At 62.3% G+C, this 15,798-nt stretch carries 15 protein-coding genes and 1 pseudogene; 9 read left to right on the forward strand and 7 right to left on the reverse strand.

Features of this window, described 5'->3' with window-relative positions; translation table 11 throughout:
- Positions 1 to 414: glutamine synthetase beta-grasp domain-containing protein (locus tag TX80_RS12685; RefSeq protein ID WP_195893077.1), on the reverse strand; the 414-nt coding region annotated here is incomplete at its 3' end.
- A 303-nt stretch (positions 415 to 717) separates the two neighbouring features.
- Entirely contained in the window at positions 718 to 3,036 is a 2,319-nt protein-coding gene (locus TX80_RS12690) for an MEDS domain-containing protein (RefSeq protein ID WP_049923496.1), read from the reverse strand.
- A 158-nt stretch (positions 3,037 to 3,194) separates the two neighbouring features.
- Between TX80_RS12690 and TX80_RS19030 the strand changes: the two genes are divergently transcribed.
- From TX80_RS19030 to TX80_RS12705, 4 genes are all read left to right on the forward strand, one after another.
- Positions 3,195 to 3,350, forward strand: coding sequence for a hypothetical protein (locus TX80_RS19030; protein WP_154658644.1), 156 nt, complete (start codon positions 3,195 to 3,197; stop codon positions 3,348 to 3,350).
- Positions 3,351 to 3,440: 90 nt separating this feature from the next.
- On the forward strand, positions 3,441 to 3,860 hold the full coding sequence (locus TX80_RS12695) for a universal stress protein (protein WP_049923497.1): 420 nt from the start codon (positions 3,441 to 3,443) through the stop codon (positions 3,858 to 3,860).
- Positions 3,861 to 4,290: 430 nt separating this feature from the next.
- Entirely contained in the window at positions 4,291 to 4,509 is a 219-nt protein-coding gene (locus tag TX80_RS12700; protein WP_049923498.1) for a hypothetical protein, read from the forward strand.
- On the forward strand, positions 4,496 to 5,089 hold the full coding sequence (locus TX80_RS12705) for an HTH domain-containing protein (RefSeq protein WP_049923499.1): 594 nt from the start codon (positions 4,496 to 4,498) through the stop codon (positions 5,087 to 5,089). Before TX80_RS12700 ends, TX80_RS12705 begins: the two co-directional genes overlap by 14 nt.
- 169 nt (positions 5,090 to 5,258) lie before the next feature.
- Here TX80_RS12705 and TX80_RS12710 read toward each other — a convergent pair whose 3' ends face one another.
- Positions 5,259 to 6,806, reverse strand: a complete 1,548-nt coding sequence (locus tag TX80_RS12710) for a TrkH family potassium uptake protein (protein ID WP_049923500.1) — start codon at positions 6,804 to 6,806, stop codon at positions 5,259 to 5,261.
- Complete coding sequence (locus TX80_RS12715; protein ID WP_049923501.1) at positions 6,803 to 7,474, reverse strand: potassium channel family protein; 672 nt, start codon at positions 7,472 to 7,474, stop codon at positions 6,803 to 6,805. The genes TX80_RS12710 and TX80_RS12715 overlap by 4 nt, the downstream gene beginning before the upstream one ends.
- Before the next feature lie 348 nt (positions 7,475 to 7,822).
- Between TX80_RS12715 and TX80_RS12720 the strand changes: the two genes are divergently transcribed.
- From TX80_RS12720 to TX80_RS12730, 3 genes are all read left to right on the forward strand, one after another.
- Positions 7,823 to 8,740, forward strand: a complete 918-nt coding sequence (locus TX80_RS12720; protein ID WP_049923502.1) for an NAD-dependent epimerase/dehydratase family protein — start codon at positions 7,823 to 7,825, stop codon at positions 8,738 to 8,740.
- Positions 8,741 to 8,965: 225 nt separating this feature from the next.
- Complete coding sequence (locus TX80_RS12725; RefSeq protein WP_394324883.1) at positions 8,966 to 10,081, forward strand: MBL fold metallo-hydrolase; 1,116 nt, start codon at positions 8,966 to 8,968, stop codon at positions 10,079 to 10,081.
- A gap of 125 nt (positions 10,082 to 10,206) precedes the next feature.
- Positions 10,207 to 10,632, forward strand: a complete 426-nt coding sequence (locus TX80_RS12730) for a DUF2267 domain-containing protein (protein ID WP_049923503.1) — start codon at positions 10,207 to 10,209, stop codon at positions 10,630 to 10,632.
- Here TX80_RS12730 and TX80_RS12735 read toward each other — a convergent pair whose 3' ends face one another.
- A complete protein-coding gene (locus TX80_RS12735) occupies positions 10,633 to 11,193 on the reverse strand; it encodes a uracil-DNA glycosylase (RefSeq protein ID WP_049923504.1) in 561 nt (186 codons plus the stop codon).
- A gap of 543 nt (positions 11,194 to 11,736) precedes the next feature.
- Between TX80_RS12735 and TX80_RS12745 the strand changes: the two genes are divergently transcribed.
- Complete coding sequence (locus TX80_RS12745) at positions 11,737 to 12,831, forward strand: hypothetical protein (protein ID WP_049923506.1); 1,095 nt, start codon at positions 11,737 to 11,739, stop codon at positions 12,829 to 12,831.
- A gap of 25 nt (positions 12,832 to 12,856) precedes the next feature.
- Positions 12,857 to 13,096 (forward strand): annotated as a pseudogene (locus TX80_RS12750) (ATP-binding protein); the annotation flags it as partial.
- Between the two features lie 23 nt (positions 13,097 to 13,119).
- On the opposite strand, the gene TX80_RS12755 reads toward TX80_RS12750, so the two are convergent.
- A complete protein-coding gene (locus TX80_RS12755; RefSeq protein ID WP_049923508.1) occupies positions 13,120 to 13,404 on the reverse strand; it encodes a PadR family transcriptional regulator in 285 nt (94 codons plus the stop codon).
- 867 nt (positions 13,405 to 14,271) lie between these two features.
- Positions 14,272 to 15,798: PKD domain-containing protein (locus tag TX80_RS12760; protein ID WP_049923509.1), on the reverse strand; the 1,527-nt coding region annotated here is incomplete at its 5' end.

Genomic DNA, 15,798 nt, shown 5'->3' on the forward strand with positions numbered 1-15,798 from the left:
CGGCTCCGGCGCGGCGTTTACCGTATACCCCATCTCCCGCGCCCGCTCGAGGGCGTTTTTCAGCACCCGCCGCGGGTCGCCCTCGAACGGCTCGCCCGTCGACGTGTCGTACACGTCACAGATCATCCGGGCGGCCGCGCTGTCCTCTTTCTCCCGCCACGGGAGGATCGCGAAGGTGTCCGGGTCAGGGACGAGCCGCATGTCCGACTCCTGAATCCGTACGAACCCCTCGATCGACGACCCGTCGAAGTAAATCCCCTCCGAAAAGGCCTTCTCGGCCTGCCGGGCCGGAACCGAGACGTTCTTTACCGTTCCCAGGATGTCCGTGAACTGGAGCCGGAGGAAGTCGACGCCCTCCGATTCGATTTCGTCCAGTACGTCCTCTTCTTTGGAAGTCAGGTTTTCACTTGTCATCCTCTACTCGGGTTAGTCAATGGGGTATACTACTAAAGCTCTACTGTTCTGGGCGAATATACCGAGAATCGGGTAGAAGTGACCAAGTATTCAAAATACAGTCGCATCAACGGACAGGATCGAAACGGCGTGGAGAATTCGACGGCGGAATTTGAGAAGCGGCTTCGAACGGGGAAAATAAGGATATATATTGTCTGTATTTTACTTTCCATCCGGTGTTTGATAGGGAGCACGGTTTGACGGTCGGTCGCCTCGTCCCGCGGAGTCAGTCGCAACTGGACGAGTCGATCCACCGCCGCGGGGTTACCGGTCGTCGGTGTTCGCTGCCGGGAGAGTAACGGCGAACGTCGTTCCGATTCCGGGTTCGGACTCGACCGTTATATCGCCACCGTGGCGCTCGGCGATCCGTTGACAGAGCGCGAGGCCGATCCCGGTACCCTCGTGTTCCTCGTGGCTGTGCAGGCGCTGGAATACCTCGAAGATCCGGTCTTGGGCCTCGGGATCGATACCGATTCCGTCGTCGCGAACGAGGATCGTCCACTGTTCGTTCTCCCGTTCGGCGGTGACATCGATCGTCGGCGGCGCGTCGCCGCTGTATTCGATCGCGTTATCCAGCAGGTTCTGGAACAGTTGATGCAACTGGCTCGCGTCGCCCCGAACGCGCGGCAGCACGTCGACCTCGACTATGGCGTCGCTTTCCTCGATCCGGAGTCGGAGGTCCGTCCGCACGTCCTCGAGGACGGCGTCGAGATCGACCGGTTCGAACGGATCGCCTCGCGTTTCGACTCGGGAGTAGTCGAGCAGTCCCTGGATCATCGCGCTCATCCGATCGGCGCTGTTGACGGCGAACTCGAGGAACTCCCGGCCGTCCTCGTCCAGCGCCTCGTCGTAGCGCTTTTCGATGAGTCTGAGATAGCTCGAGACCATCCGCAACGGCTCTTGGAGGTCGTGGGAGGCGGCGTAGGCGAACTCCTCGAGGCGCGCGTTCGACTGCTGGAGCCGTGCCACGGTCTCCTCGAGGTCCCGTTCGTACTGTCGCCGCTGGAGTTCGTACTGGACCCACTGGCCCATCAGGCGATGGAACGTGCGATCGACCTCGGAGAACCCCTCCGGCCGCGGTTCGTCGGCGACGAAAAACAGCGTTCGATCGAGATCGTTCTCGAGGGGAATCCGCGTTCCGAGGTATGATTTGACGCCGAACTCGTCGTACGCTCGCGTGTTTTCGAATCCCTCGGCGACTGGATCGGCAATACAGGCCGTCCCATCGCCGCCGTCGAACACCCGACAGTACGTTTCCGAGAGGTCGAGTTGGGTACCGGGGGCGAGATGCTCGTGGGGACCGCTGGTCGCCTCGACCTCGAACAGGTCGCTGTCGGGATCGATGCGAGCCATCCCTCCGAGCTCGAGATCGAACCGGTCACACCCCAGCTCGAACAGCGCCTGCAGTTTGTCGTCGAACGGCTGTTCGGGATCGGCCGCGATCTCGTACAGCCGTTGCTGGGCGCGCTCGCGTTCCTTGCGTTCGCTGATGTCCCGGACGATAGCGAGCAGACACCGGCGGCCGTCGATCTCGATCGGGGACGCCGAGATCTCCGCCGGGATCGGATCGCCGGTTTTGGGGAGACAGGCGAGTTCGTCCGTCCAGCCGCCGCCGTCCGCAAAGACAGTATCGACGAACGACTGGAACCGATCCATCTCGTGGGGATGGCAGTGAGACGGACCGAGCGCCAGCAGTTCCTCCCGTGTGTAGCCCAGCATCTCACAGCCGGCCGGATTGACCTCCAGAATTTCGTCGGCGCGGGGATCGTTGATGAAGATCGCGTCCTGACTGTGGTCGAAAATCTTCTCGAAGTGCTCTTTCGTCCGCTGGAGTTCGCGTCTGGCTTCGGTTCGCTCTCGCAACGTCTGCATCATTCGCTCGACCTCACGAGCGGAGCAGTCGGGGCCGAAAAACTCCGCTGGCGGCGTGTAGTAGGCGTTCTGGGAAACGACTCCGTCGTGGATGAGATGCGGATGCGTCCGGATCACGTCGTGAATCACCGCCGCCGGGAACCGGTCGCAGTTGTACTGACACAGCACGACGTACTCCTCGTCCTCGTACAGCGAGTTGAGTATCGATTCGTACTCGACGAGGAGGTCGAGGCTCGTGTCGCTGTCGAGCGCCCACGTCATCTCGGCCGCCGCCCTGATCCCCGCGTAACCTTCGTCCGTCGCCCGTTCGAGGGACCGCTCCCAGAACTCGAGCATCGCCTCCCGATCGAACTCGCCGGGATCGAGGTACGTCTCCGCCTTCGTGTGGATCGAAAGCGCACCCGACTGGGTCGCGGCGTCGACGTCGATCCCACCCGCTTGCATCGCTTCCCGCACCGCTTCCCGTGAGTTGTCGTCGGCGACGTACAGACACCGTTCGCCCCGCTCGAGCCCCTGTCGGACGAACGGGACGACCGAGGCGAACTGTGCGTCGTGATCCTCGTAGAGGAGGGCGAGGTGATCGTTAGCGTGGTCGTGCCCATCGGGGTGTTCGACCGGGCCGCGAAACTGCGGACTCTCCCGTAACGCCTCGAGTCCGCTCCTGACGGCTCCCGGTTCGTCCGGGGACGTCTCCTCGATCGGGTGGGTCATAGACGGATGCTACTCCAGTGAGTTCCTTAAGTGTAGACGCTACTGGTCCCTCCCGATTCGGTCCCTGCAACCTCGAACTTCCTCCGAACCGGAGCAGCCCGCCGACCGCGGGGCGAAAGATACATGCTACTGGCCACGAGCTATGTGGACAGATAGCAATGGACATTGTGAAAACGATCGTGACGCTGCTGGCGGCCGCATCGGTCGTCGGCTACGAGTGTCGAGGCTGTGGCGGGTTCGTCAGGGACGAACCCACCTGTCACGAATGCGGCAGTCAGGAGCTCCGGCCGCTCGGACCAGCGCTCGGTATCTGACCGCGTTCACGATCGGCTCCACCCGGTTGGATGGCTCTCACGGAGCCCACGACGGGTGGTCTTTATTCACACGCGCGTCGTAGGGTTCGTATGCTCGCTCGCGTCCTCGTTCCGATGGACGGCTCCGAGCTGTCCGAACGCGCCCTCGAGTACGCCCTCGAGAACCATCCCGACGCGGAGATCACCGTCCTCACGGTCGTCGGCGAACCGTCGATGATGATGGGGGAGGCGGTCGGCCTCGTTTTCGAGGACGACCTCGAGTCGGCCGCCAGAGACCGGGCCAAGGCGGTACACGAACGCGCCCGCGAACTGGCTGCCGAGCACGATACCGAAATCGATACGACCGTCGGTCTCGGCCGTCCGGCCCAGACGATCGTCGATCGTGCCCCGGATTACGATGCGATCGTAATGGGGAGTCACGGCGGCGATCTGGTCGACCGGCTGTTCGTGGGAAACATCGCTGAAACCGTATTCCGGCGCGCTCCCGTTCCGGTCACGATCGTTCGGTGAGTCTCGCCCCGACCGGTTCGATAGTTCGAGCGCGAGGACGTGTCTCGAACGGCGCTACCTCGAGTCCCAAATTATTGTGGGAGTACCGTTTTCAATAACTCTGTCAATAATTCACATGCGGTCGGCCGGATCCGGCGTCGATCTGGACCCGCAACACACGACTGACCGCCTTCGGCGGTCACTCGTGGACATCATCTCCGCGTGTTCGTTCCCGGTCAACCGCCTCGGGGTCAAGTGGTTCGAGACGTGGAACGTCTCGTCATCACGGAAATCTTCGATTTCAGTACGATCCCGAGGCTTGTCAGTGGACTCCCGTTCTAACCGAGTAACTCGGCAGGCGTGTAGTCGACGTTCACTCCCTCGAACACCTGTCATATGTGCACATGGGTCAGCCAGCTTTATACGCAGGTTCGTTGGCATCCCTCATACGATGATGTCCACGAATGACCACCGAATAGCCCTGCCGGACGATCTCACGGCACCGCGGACGAAACTCGTTTATCTCACGCTCTCCGTAGTCGGGGAGGCGACGGTAGCCGAACTCCAGCGGCTCCTCGGCCTGTCCAAACTCACCCTGTTGCCGATTCTCACGTCGCTTCGCGCAACCGATCACGTTCAGCGCACGGAGAGAGGGTATGCCAACAAATAACTCCCGTTCGATGGACGTTCCGGCCGCCGATATCGACGCGGAGCGAGATCTTCGTGTCGACTGTTACGTTCGCGCGACCGTTCCCGCGCCGATCACCGAAACGATAAACCGCGTCATCGTCCGTCTGCAGCAACTCTGTGAGGCCGGGTCTATCGCCGACTATCGGATCACCCACTGGCCGCCGGAGTGTCACGTCGTCGATGAGACCGCCGACGACGGGACGCTCACACGCGACGAACTCGTGACCGAATTCGAACAGTGGGCAACCAAACACGGCCACTCGCTCGAGCCGGCGTTTCGCCGCCATGAGGTCCCGTCTTCGCCGTTCGAGCCCGGGACCGGCGAGTCACACGAGCGAGTACGGGTGCCGATCGTGGCACTGGCCCTCTCGGAGACCGCTACGGACGCGGAAACGGAACCGCTCCGCGGCGTCGTCCCGTATACCGATCGGTCGCGCTCGGATACCGACCGCACGTACACCGTCGACGATTGGTTGTCAACCGCGGAGCCGGCGGAGAACGGTCGGTTTACACAGGCCTCCCGGTACGAGCAACCGACCCAGCTCGAGGGACAACAGTAACGCGCTCTTTTCGGCCTCGAGAACGGACGCTATCGTCAGATTGCAGAAAGAAACTCCGTTCGGTGGCTCCCGTTCGTTCACTCATAACCCCGAATGGCGCTCGAGGCGGATACGTACCTCGCGCGAGGGGATTACGCCCGAAACGCGACGGCTTCCCGGTTCGAACGTCTCACTCGTACAGGCCGGCACGGACCATCGCACCCCGAAGAAGGACCAGCACGGGGATGATCTCGAGCCGGCCGATCCACATGTTGAGGAGGAACACGAGTTTCGCGGCGGTCGGCATCTCCGGGCCGGTGATCCCGGCCGAGAGCCCGACCGTACTCTGTGCGCTCATGACCTCGAAAATCGCGTACTCGGTCCGGATGTCGGTCGGAAGCGTCGCGAGGAGGACGGCCAGTCCCAGCGCGAGAAACAACAGCCAGAGCAGGGCCACGATCGCTGCCTCCTCGAGTTCCTTGCTCGCTTGCCGTTCGTCGAGCGATCGCTCCCCGATCCGAAGCCGGCGCACCGCGGACCTTGGGGAGAACACCCCGGCGATGCGCCATCGTGCGCCCCTTACGAGCGTGATCACCCGAATGAGCTTGAGTCCGCCAACCGTCGACCCGGCCGCGGCACCCGTAAGCATTCCCACACAGACCAGCAACGTTGCGTCGGCGGTCCAGATCTGTTCCGTTCCGTTCCCGATCGCCGTCGTTCCGAATCCGGCGTTCGAGGTCCCGGAGACGAACTGGAAGAGGCCGTACCGGAACGCTTCCTCGAGCGTGTCGTAGGTCCCCCGAAGGTACAGTATCCCCATCAGGGCGACCGAGCCGACGCTAAACCAGATGAACACCCACCGGGTCTGGATATCCGTATAGACGTTCTTGATCTCGCCTTTGAACAGCAGGTAGTGGACGGGGAACGCGATACTGCCCGCGACCATGACCGGTACGACCGCATACTCGATGAGTGGCTCGTTGTAGTGGCCGATCGAGTCGGCGTAGATCGAGAACCCACCGGTCGAGATGCCCGTCATGGCGTGGTTGATAGCGCCCCACGGCTGCATTCCGGCCGCGAGGAACAACGCGACGGCGGCGAGGGTCAACACGAGGTAGATCTTCCAGATCTCGCGTACCGTCGAGACGATACTGGGATGAATCTTCGTCGACCGGGCCTCGCTCTCGTAGAGCGTCAGCGACCCGCTTCCGGGGCGGGCGAGGATGGCGACGGTGAGGACGATTACCCCGACCCCGCCGACCCACTCCGTGAACGAGCGCCACCACTGCATCGTCTCGGTGAGGTCTTGCTCGCGGGTGGCCATCGTCAGCCCCGTCGACGTGAAGCCGCTGAGGCTCTCGAAGACGCAGTTGAGCGGATTACGGAACGTGGCAACCGTCGAAGTGGGGGAGGGCGCGCTCACGACCGCCGGGAACGGATCGACCGTAAGCGTCCATGCGATGAGCAACAACGGCAACCCGCCGAGGATTCCGACGGTTCCCCACGCGGTCGCGGCGGTGAGCATCCCGTGGAGTTTGTCCGGCTCGGGGGCATCGGCGAACCGTCGAGAGAGGAGTTCACCGACGGCGAGCATCACGAGTCCCGAGGCGATAAGCGCCGGAATCGCGTAGAACTCCCGGTGGAGTATCGCGACCGGAATCGAAACGAACGCCATCAGGGAGACGATCCGGACGATCCGTCCGACGTCCCGCCCGACCGTTCGAAACTGGACGCTCATCGCTGCGTGCCGGTAAACGCCTCGACGGCGGCCTCGAGCGTGGCGTCGTCGGTAAACACCGTCACCGTATCACCGGCGTGGATCGTCGTCCCCCCTTTGGGGGCGCGGATCTCGCCGTCGCGCTCGAGGGCGACGACGAGACAGCCGTCGGGCAGTGCGCCCGATTCCGTGGCGTTCGAGAGGCGCTGGCCGCTCATCGGCGCGGTCTCGGTGACTGTGAGCTCGACCAGTTCCGTCTCGTCGTCGAGGTCGACGAAATCGCTGACGCCGGGGTAGCGAACCGAGTGATAGAGGTAATCGGCGATCAGCCGCTGTGGGTTTTCGATCAGCGTGACGCCGATCTTCTCGAACACGGGGATGTTGTCGGGATCGTGGACGACGCTGACGAGGTTGGGGACGTCGTGTTCCTGTGCGAGCAACATCACCATGATGTTGACCGCGTCGATGTCGGTCGTCGAGATGACCGCGTCCGCGCGATCGATCTCGGCGTCACGGAGCGTCCCGTGGTTCGTCGCGTCGGCGTTGAGCGTCAGACAGTCGTACTCCGCCGCGATCTCGTTGGCTCGCTCCTCGTCGCTTTCGATGACGACGACGTCGTTGCCGTCATGTACCGCGAGCTCGATCAGGTTCGAACCGATGCTTCCACCGCCGACGATGATGAGGTACATTGCTTAGATCACCACGTACTCGTGAAGAACACAGCGACCGACCGTTGGTTTTACTATCGACTGATAGGACTCGAGTTTATAAATGGGTCGGTTCAGTCAGTGCCGTCGACTGGATCCCATATCGGGCCACACGGAATACTGGTTGCATACTAATGGCTAACGTATTAGATAGATGTCACCAATGGTGTTGGTACGGCCGACGAACGGGACACTGACCCACACGCGGCGCTGAGACGACCGTTCGCAACTTCGTACGGGACTCCGTCTCGATGCTGTTAGTTGGCTCGGAGTCGTCGGTATCCCGGCCGTCGTCAGCCGGACCGGAAATACGCGCTTTCGACCGATACCATGAACGCAACTCGCGTCCTGATCACGGGCGGTGCGGGGTTTATCGGCTCCAATCTCGCGACCGCCCTCGGTACCGACACCGATGTTATCGTCATCGACGACTGTTATCTTGGAACACCCGAAAACCTGCCATCCGACGTCGAGTTCGTCGAGGCGAGCGTTCTCGAGGACGACCTCCCCACCGATGTCGACATCGTCTTTCACCTCGCGGCGCTGTCCTCGTACGCGATGCACGAGTCCGATCCACAGGAGGGTGCCCGGGTCAACGTAGAGGGGTTCGTCAACGTCGTCGAGCAAGCACGCCGGGACGGCTGTGAGACGGTCGTCTACGCGTCCACGTCTTCGATATACGGGAGTCGAACGGAGCCGTCACCGGAGGACGCGGCCGTGACTGCAAACACCGGATACGAGGCGTCGAAACTCGCCCGCGAGCGGTACGCCGAGTACTTCTCGAACCACTACGGGCTCACGACGGCCGGAATGCGACTGTTTTCGGTCTATCAGGGCTACGACGGGGCCGAAGCACACAAGGGCGAGTACGCGAACGTGATCGCACAGTTCGCCGACGACATCGCGAACGGTCGCTCGCCAGTTCTGTATGGGGATGGGACACAGACCCGGGACTTCACCCACGTCGACGATGTCGTTCGCGCGCTCGTGCTGGCGGCCGAACACGAACTCGACGGAATCTACAACGTCGGAACCGGGACACAGCACTCGTTCAACCGCGTGGTCGAACTGCTGAACGAGGAACTCGAGACGGCGGTCGAACCGACCTACGTCGAGAACCCGGTTCCGGAATCCGTCTACGTTCACGATACGTGCGCGGACCCGTCGAAGTTCGCCGCCGAAACGGGCTGGGAGCCACACCTCTCGCTTCGAGAGGGGATTCGGCGCGTCTGTTCGCCGTACCAGTGACCGGGCCGCCGTCGGGACGTACGAGATGCGGCTGTAACTCCCGTGGACTGCGGGAGTCGACCATGTGGCTGCACGAGGTGTCTGATACACGAATGGGTCGGCTCTCTGACTCTCCTCTCGATGCAGCCGGAGCGAGACGCTCGACGGTATGTACCCGCTTTCGAGTCCGGGTTCAGTGGATAGGCGCTCGGTTTTACGTGAGTCGATTGTGTGGTATCGTATGGAATGAGCGACATGACACACGCCGATCCCACGGTGTCCCCCGAAGCGGTAGCGGCCCGTCGAGACGACGAGTCACTGTTCGTCCTCGACGTTCGGCCGGCCGACGAGTACGAGGAGTGGCACATCGACGGGAGTTACAATCTCCCGGTCTACGACGATCTCCTCGAGGGGGACTACACCGGTCTCGAGGCCTCGCTCGAGGAGCTCCCGGCGGACAAGGAAATCGCCGTCGTCTGCGTCGCCGGCGTGACTTCGGCGGAGGCGGCGGCGTTCCTGCGTGACCGGGGCTACGACGCGAAATCGATGATTGACGGGATGAACGGCTGGGCGCGCGTCCACGTCGCTTACGCGATCGACGCCGTCGACGATGTCGTCCAGATCGTCCGCCCCGGGACGGGCTGTGTCTCCTATCTCGTTCACGACGGCACGGAGGGGATCGTCGTCGACCCGAGTCTCTTTCTCGAGGAGTACGTCGAGATCGCGGCCGACCGCGGCGTCGAGATCGTCGCCGCCGTCGATACGCACGCCCACGCCGATCACGTAAGCGGCGGGCGAAAACTGGCGGCTGCGGACGACGTTCCGTACTACCTCCACCCGGACGATGCCGGCGAACTCGACGAGTACGTGCCGATACGGGACGGTGAGGCTATCGAGGTCGGGCAGCGCCGACTCGAGGTACTCCATACGCCCGGTCACACGCCCGGAAGCGTCTCGCTCCGCGTCGGGGACGCCCTCCTGTCGGGTGATACGGTGTTTCTCCGCAGCGTCGGGCGGCCGGATCTCGAGGGCACCGACGAGGCCGACGTCCGCGAGGGTGCCCGCGAGCTGTTCGGGAGCCTCGAGCGCCTCGCCGCCCTGCCGGACGAGACCGTCGTCCTTCCGGGCCATTTCAGCGACGAGACCGTTCGACCGCTCGCGACCACGCTCGGGACGCTCGAGTCGTCGAACGACCGGTTCGGGATGGACGACCGCGAGGCGTTTATCGACGCGATCGTCGACGGGTTGGCCGACGAACCGGCGAACTACAGCCGGATCAAAGCGATCAACTGGGGCGAACAATCGCTCCCCGACGACGCGGTGGCCCTCGAATCCGGCCCCAACAACTGCGCGGCGAACTGACGAGTGGTTCGAACGTTCGATCCCCGGTCGAGGCCAGCTACGCCGTCGTCCGCGTTTCCTGAACAGTCGAGGACGCTGACCGGCATGGGCCGGTTTTTTCGCCGGGGGCGTGATTCGTGAACGCGATGGAGTACCACGAGTTCGTCGGCGAAGTCCAGCATCGACTCGAGCTTCCGGGCATGGGCGAGGCCGTTCGAGCGATTCGTGCCGTCTTGACGACGCTCGGCGAGCGCATTCAGGGCGGGGAGGCGTCGGATCTCGCGGGGCCGCTTCCGATGGAGATCGACCGGTACCTGCTCGAAGCGGAGTCGGGACAGCAGTTCGGATTCGACGAGTTCGTCTCCCGGGTCGCAAACCGAGCGGGACTCGAGGACGACGATGACGGTCGTCCCGAGGCGGTCTACTACGTCCAAGCGATCGTCGCGCTCCTCGCCGAGATCGTTCCCGAAAGCGAGTTCGAGGAGGTTCGAGCGAACCTGCCCGACGACGAGGACTTCGACCAGTTCTTCGAACTCGTCGGCGTCGAAGAGGCGTTCGAAGCGGACAACTGATCACGCCAACTCGAGGGCGGTGGACAGATCCGACTCGATCGCGTCGACCTTGCTGCGATCGTAGAGCGCCGCCGCGGGGTGAAACGACGGGACGACGGTCCGCCCATCGCGCTCTAGCCGTTGCCCGTGGAGGTCGGTGATCGTCTCGTCAGTGTCGAGGAGTGTTTTCGTCGCGAAACTCCCTAGCGGGACCAGTACCGCCGGATCGACGCGCTCGATTTCGGCGTCCAGTACCGGCCGCCACGCCTCGATTTCGGCGACGTAGGGGTCCCGATTCTCGGGCGGCCGCACCTTGACGAGATTGGTGAGATAGTGGTCCCGCCGATCGAAGCCGATCGACTCGAGCACCCGGTCGAGCTGTGCCCCGGCCTGTCCGACGAACGGTTCGCCCTCGGCGACTTCCCGTTTTCCCGGGGCCTCGCCGACGAGCAGGACGTCGGCCGAGAGCGGGCCGACGCCGGGGACGAACCGCTCAGGGTCCATGTGTTCTTCCGGTACCGCCTCGAGTGCGTCCGCGAACACCGACTCGAACTCCCAGTCGGTCGCTGGCTGGTCGGTCATCGCGTCGAGCTACGGTCGCCGCGGAAAACACCGCTTTCCTTGCGTGCGCGCTCGACCGCTCGAGCGCGACGCGATTCGTTCGAGCCGGTGTCCCGCCTTGCGGACCCGAACGGATCACAGCCGCGGCTGGTTCCGAAACCCGAAACCGAAGCTATCCATCCGAGACCGGGAGTACGACGGAACACAGCACAAAGCGCGTGATCGACGGCGATGGGAACGACATCGGCATCGTTGACGACGTCGACGACGGCACGGCGTCCGTCGATCCGGACCCGGACGTTCCGGGGAAACGCGAGCCGAAACCCGGCTTCGAGCGGAGTACTGGACGAAACGCGGCGAGTCGGACCCTCCGAGTTCGGTTTGCCGAATCGACTCCGTCGGTTCCTTCGGTCCAGCCGGTTCGGCCCCTAACTGGCGTATCGCGACCTGTGGAACACACCGTCCGGACCGCCGATCCGCAAGGAATCGGGGTCGGTGAAGAGACGCTCCAACAGTGGTTACTGTGACGAAATGTTCATCCGTCGGGACTGCCGATATCGAAACATGTCCCCGATAGATGCGGTTTTACTGTGGTGCGTTCTGGCAGTACTCGTCGGCATCGCTGCGGTCGTCGCGGGCGTGTTCGGGAACCTGTACGGTCGCCTCGCCCGCGGGTGGTCCGACGAGAGTGCGGCGCGGGGAACGACTGTCATCGTGTTCGGCACGGCCATCATCGCCGCAATCGGCGTCTGGGGTGTCGTCGACGGGACGGTCCCCATTCCGTCGATTTTCACGCCTGCCCGCCACGTTCTGTCCGCGCTCATCGCCGCCGGTGCCGGTGGACTAAGCGCCGCCCTCGTCGGGACGGCAGCCGTTACCGGCGTCGTTAACACTTATCCCGACCTCCCCGGCGTGGACGATCCGGCGGCGACGCGTCGACACTACTTCCGGTATCTAACGGTACTGCTTTCCGTCGTGCTCTTTCTGATTTCCCTCGCAGAACCGGCCTTCCGTTCGGGCTGGCTCGGAATCGGCGGTTTCTTCGTGGTCGTCGTTTTCCTCCTCTGGACTGCGGCACCCGTTCTCGGTACCGCGATGTCGAACACGCGACGGCCGACCGACGCCGAAGCCGAACGCCTCGAACCACTGCTCGACGCGGCGGGCATCGCGGTCCGGGGGATCCGGGTTGTCGACGCCGACCGCCGACACGTCTCGATCAACGTCATCGGTGCGCCGGGTGGGCGATACCTGTTCGTTTCACGGGCCGCCCTCGACCGGTTCGAGGACGAGACGCTGCTCGCATTGTTCGTCGCTCGTCGTGCACAGGTCACACACTACGCGACCCTAGTTACCGGGGCTGCACTCATCGGTCCCCTTCTGTTGCTCCTCGTAGCGGTCGAAACCGGGCTGTCGGTTCTGATCATGCTCGTGCCGGCCGCAGGTCTTGCCTTCGGCGGGTTCGCCGCCGCCCGACGGTTTCGGTATTACGTCGACGACCATGCGGCCGCCGAGATCGGTTCGGACGAACTTGCGGACGCGTTCGAACGAGCGGCCGAGGAAGCGGGGCTCGAACTCGAGGACGATCCCGGTCGGAACTGGTTCTCGACGTCCCCGCCGCTTGCCAGCCGAATCGAACGGCTCCGATTGAAAGCGACCTGACGCTTGCTCCGTCCACGAGGTCGATCAGTGGGTGATTTCTGTTCGCGATTCGGGGGGCGGTATCCCGCCCGAAACCGTCGAGCAGGTGTTCGAAGTCTTCGAACGACTCCACAGTCGTATCGAGCACGATGAAACGGGGATCGGGCTCGCGATCTGTCAACGAGTTATCGAGTACCACGACGGAGCGGTTAGGGCCGACTCCGAACCCGGCGGGGGAGCGACGTTTTCGGCGACGCTGCCGATGGCAAGCGACCGGCGGGATTAAGTACCGAACGAGTGAATCGCTCGTTACTCCTCGTCGAGATCGACGTACTGATTCTCCCAGTCCCGCCGCGCTTCGATCTCTCGAGTCCCACGCCGCGTTACCGAGTAGACGTTCGTCCGTCGATCTTTGGTTCCTTTCTCGACAAGTCCTTTGTCGACGAGCGTGTCGAGATTCGGATACAGACGGCCGTGGTGGATCTCCTTCTCGTAGTACTGCTCGAGTTCTTCCTTGATCGCCAATCCGTGTGGCTCCTCTTGACCAGCGATCACGTACAACAGGTCTCGCTGGAAGCCTGTAAGATCATACATACATCTCCATTTGGTTGACTATTATATAAAATACCATCCATATAGATATCAGCCGAAACCATGAAAGAAGCGGAGTGTCTTTCTCGACTGAAACAGACTCGAAAGCGATAACCACCGTTATTGACCGTTGTATCCCGAATCATCGTCCCTTGAACGATAAACGAGACGATCGTTTGCACCAGCGGCGATACCGTACCCAGGGAACCGAGCCGGCGCGACTTCTCAACGTCCCGAAAAACGGTCGACCTTTGATATCGAACGTGGAATCGATCCGTTTCGTTCGAACACTCCCGGCGCGCTTGCGTGTAAATAGTGGGCCGGCGACGAGGACGAAATCGAACCATCCTTTCGGTCGATATGAATCCCTTTATGACAAAATAGTGGTTAATGACCGCGAATACTATGAATGCTGATAACCATCGAACTGTCTCCTGTTCTCTCGTCCGATTATCCCCACATTGTGAAGTTATATATCCATATATAGGTATTTTCTTCCCATTCAAGTTATATAGTGGCGCAGTATATCAGATATCATTTGGTATTCGTGTAATTCTCGGCTACTGACGTAACTAGCACTAGGGGCTGTCCACTACACACCATATATTATAAATACTAATATAATTGGTATATGTGCGGATTAATAGCTGAAGGCGTGCCCCTCTATCGAACTAACACAATATATTATGAATATATGACAATTTGGTTAGTGTATTATTCTGTATACTAGTAGCTATTATTATGATTTGATTCCAACGGCCTCCGTCCCACTGTGGGCGTCCGGATGTCATCATCCGCCTTCAGGCGATCCGATTCGCCTCGCTTATCCTCTTCGTGGAAAAAAGACCGACTCGACCTCGAGTCCGAGTCTCAGTTCGCGACCCGGTTTCGGAGGTTCAGTTCGTCCAGCAGATCGTCGTTTCGATCCATGTCCGTCTCGAGTTCGACGTGTGCGGTTTCGACCATCGTCTCGAGGACCGCCTGTCGTTCCTCGGCCGTTTCGTACCGCTGATCCAGCGCGTCACCGACGCTTACCTCGAGCGACCAGTGCTGGTTCGGATAGGCGGTACGCATGTTATACGGCGAGTCGTGGAACGCCAGCCGGATGATAAACACCGAAAGCTCCTGTTCCTCGTCGTAGACGACTTCGATGAAATCCCGCTGGGGGTGGCCGTGTCCCGGCCCGGGCCGTTGTTCGTTGTTGTAGTGACCGGCACTCATCGTCTCGCCGTAGGCCGAGGGGCCGACCCACCAGATCACCGCGCCGTCGAGGTGGTACGGCACGTCGCTGGTGTTTTTGAACAGCAGGACCTGATGCCACCACCACGAGTCGCCGTGTATCTCCGCGGAGACCTCCATTGGTGCGTTGCTGGTAAAGCTCTCACCGCCGAGGGGGTCGCCGGTCACCGGGTGGACATCGTCGTCGATCGCGTCGAACACCGGATTGTCCGAGTAGAGGATCTCCTCCGGGAGGTCCTCGTGGAACGTCCAGCCCTCGCGATCCTCGTGTTCGGGCTGGTCGTGGATTCGGTCGCGTTCGGCGACTTCGTCTTCCTCCTCCGAGATCGCGTCCGTCGGCCACGGATCCTGTACGAGTTGCTCGGGGTCGTTGCTCGCCGCGACCGGACCGGCGGTCTCGTCCCAGGACTGCTCGCGGCCGCTGCCCTGGAAGGTCGGCGGTTCCGTCTCGGGACCGAGCAACATCAGCCGTGGCAGTAGCTGGCAGGTCGCATGAGTGGGGAATCCTTCGTTCTCCAGCCGCTGGACGTGGTCCAGCGCTTCGGTGCCGAGACTCCCGAGCTGGAGCGAGCCGTCCTCGACGTTGTTCCGTATCGCATCGAGGTCGACGTCGTACCGATCGGCTTTCTCCTCGTCGCTCAGGTTCTCGTCGAGCGCCGGTCCAGCGTCGCCGGTCGAGACCGGATGGCCGCCGTCGACTTCGCCCGGAAGGTAGTTGAGAAAGAGGTCGGGAATGTACCGCTCCTCGTACTCGGGATAGAGTTCGGCGAGGGTCGTCTCGGCGGTGATCTCGTCGAGATCGTCGTCGCCGACGGTGACGACCTCGCTTTCGGTGTCGGTTTCGCCGTCGGCGTCAGTGACGGTCAGTTCGACCTCGTAGTCGCCCTCATCGTCGAAGACGTGGGTAACGACCCCACCGGTGGCTTCCGTTCCGTCGCCGAGAACCCACTCGTAGGTCTCGATCTCCCCGTCGGAACCGGTGGCGTCGAACTCGACTTCCGTACCGGGTTCGGGGGAGCGGTCGCTGATGGCGAACGACGCGACCGGCCCTTCCGGAGGGGCGGGGTCGGCCTCGACCTGCTCCCAGGGCCCCCACTCGCTGGCTCCGGGTTCGTCGCCTTGGGTCCACCACTGGGCTTCCCAGACGGAGCCGTCGTA

The organism is Halopiger djelfimassiliensis (genome assembly GCF_000455365.1).
GTDB classification, from domain to species: domain Archaea; phylum Halobacteriota; class Halobacteria; order Halobacteriales; family Natrialbaceae; genus Halopiger_B; species Halopiger_B djelfimassiliensis.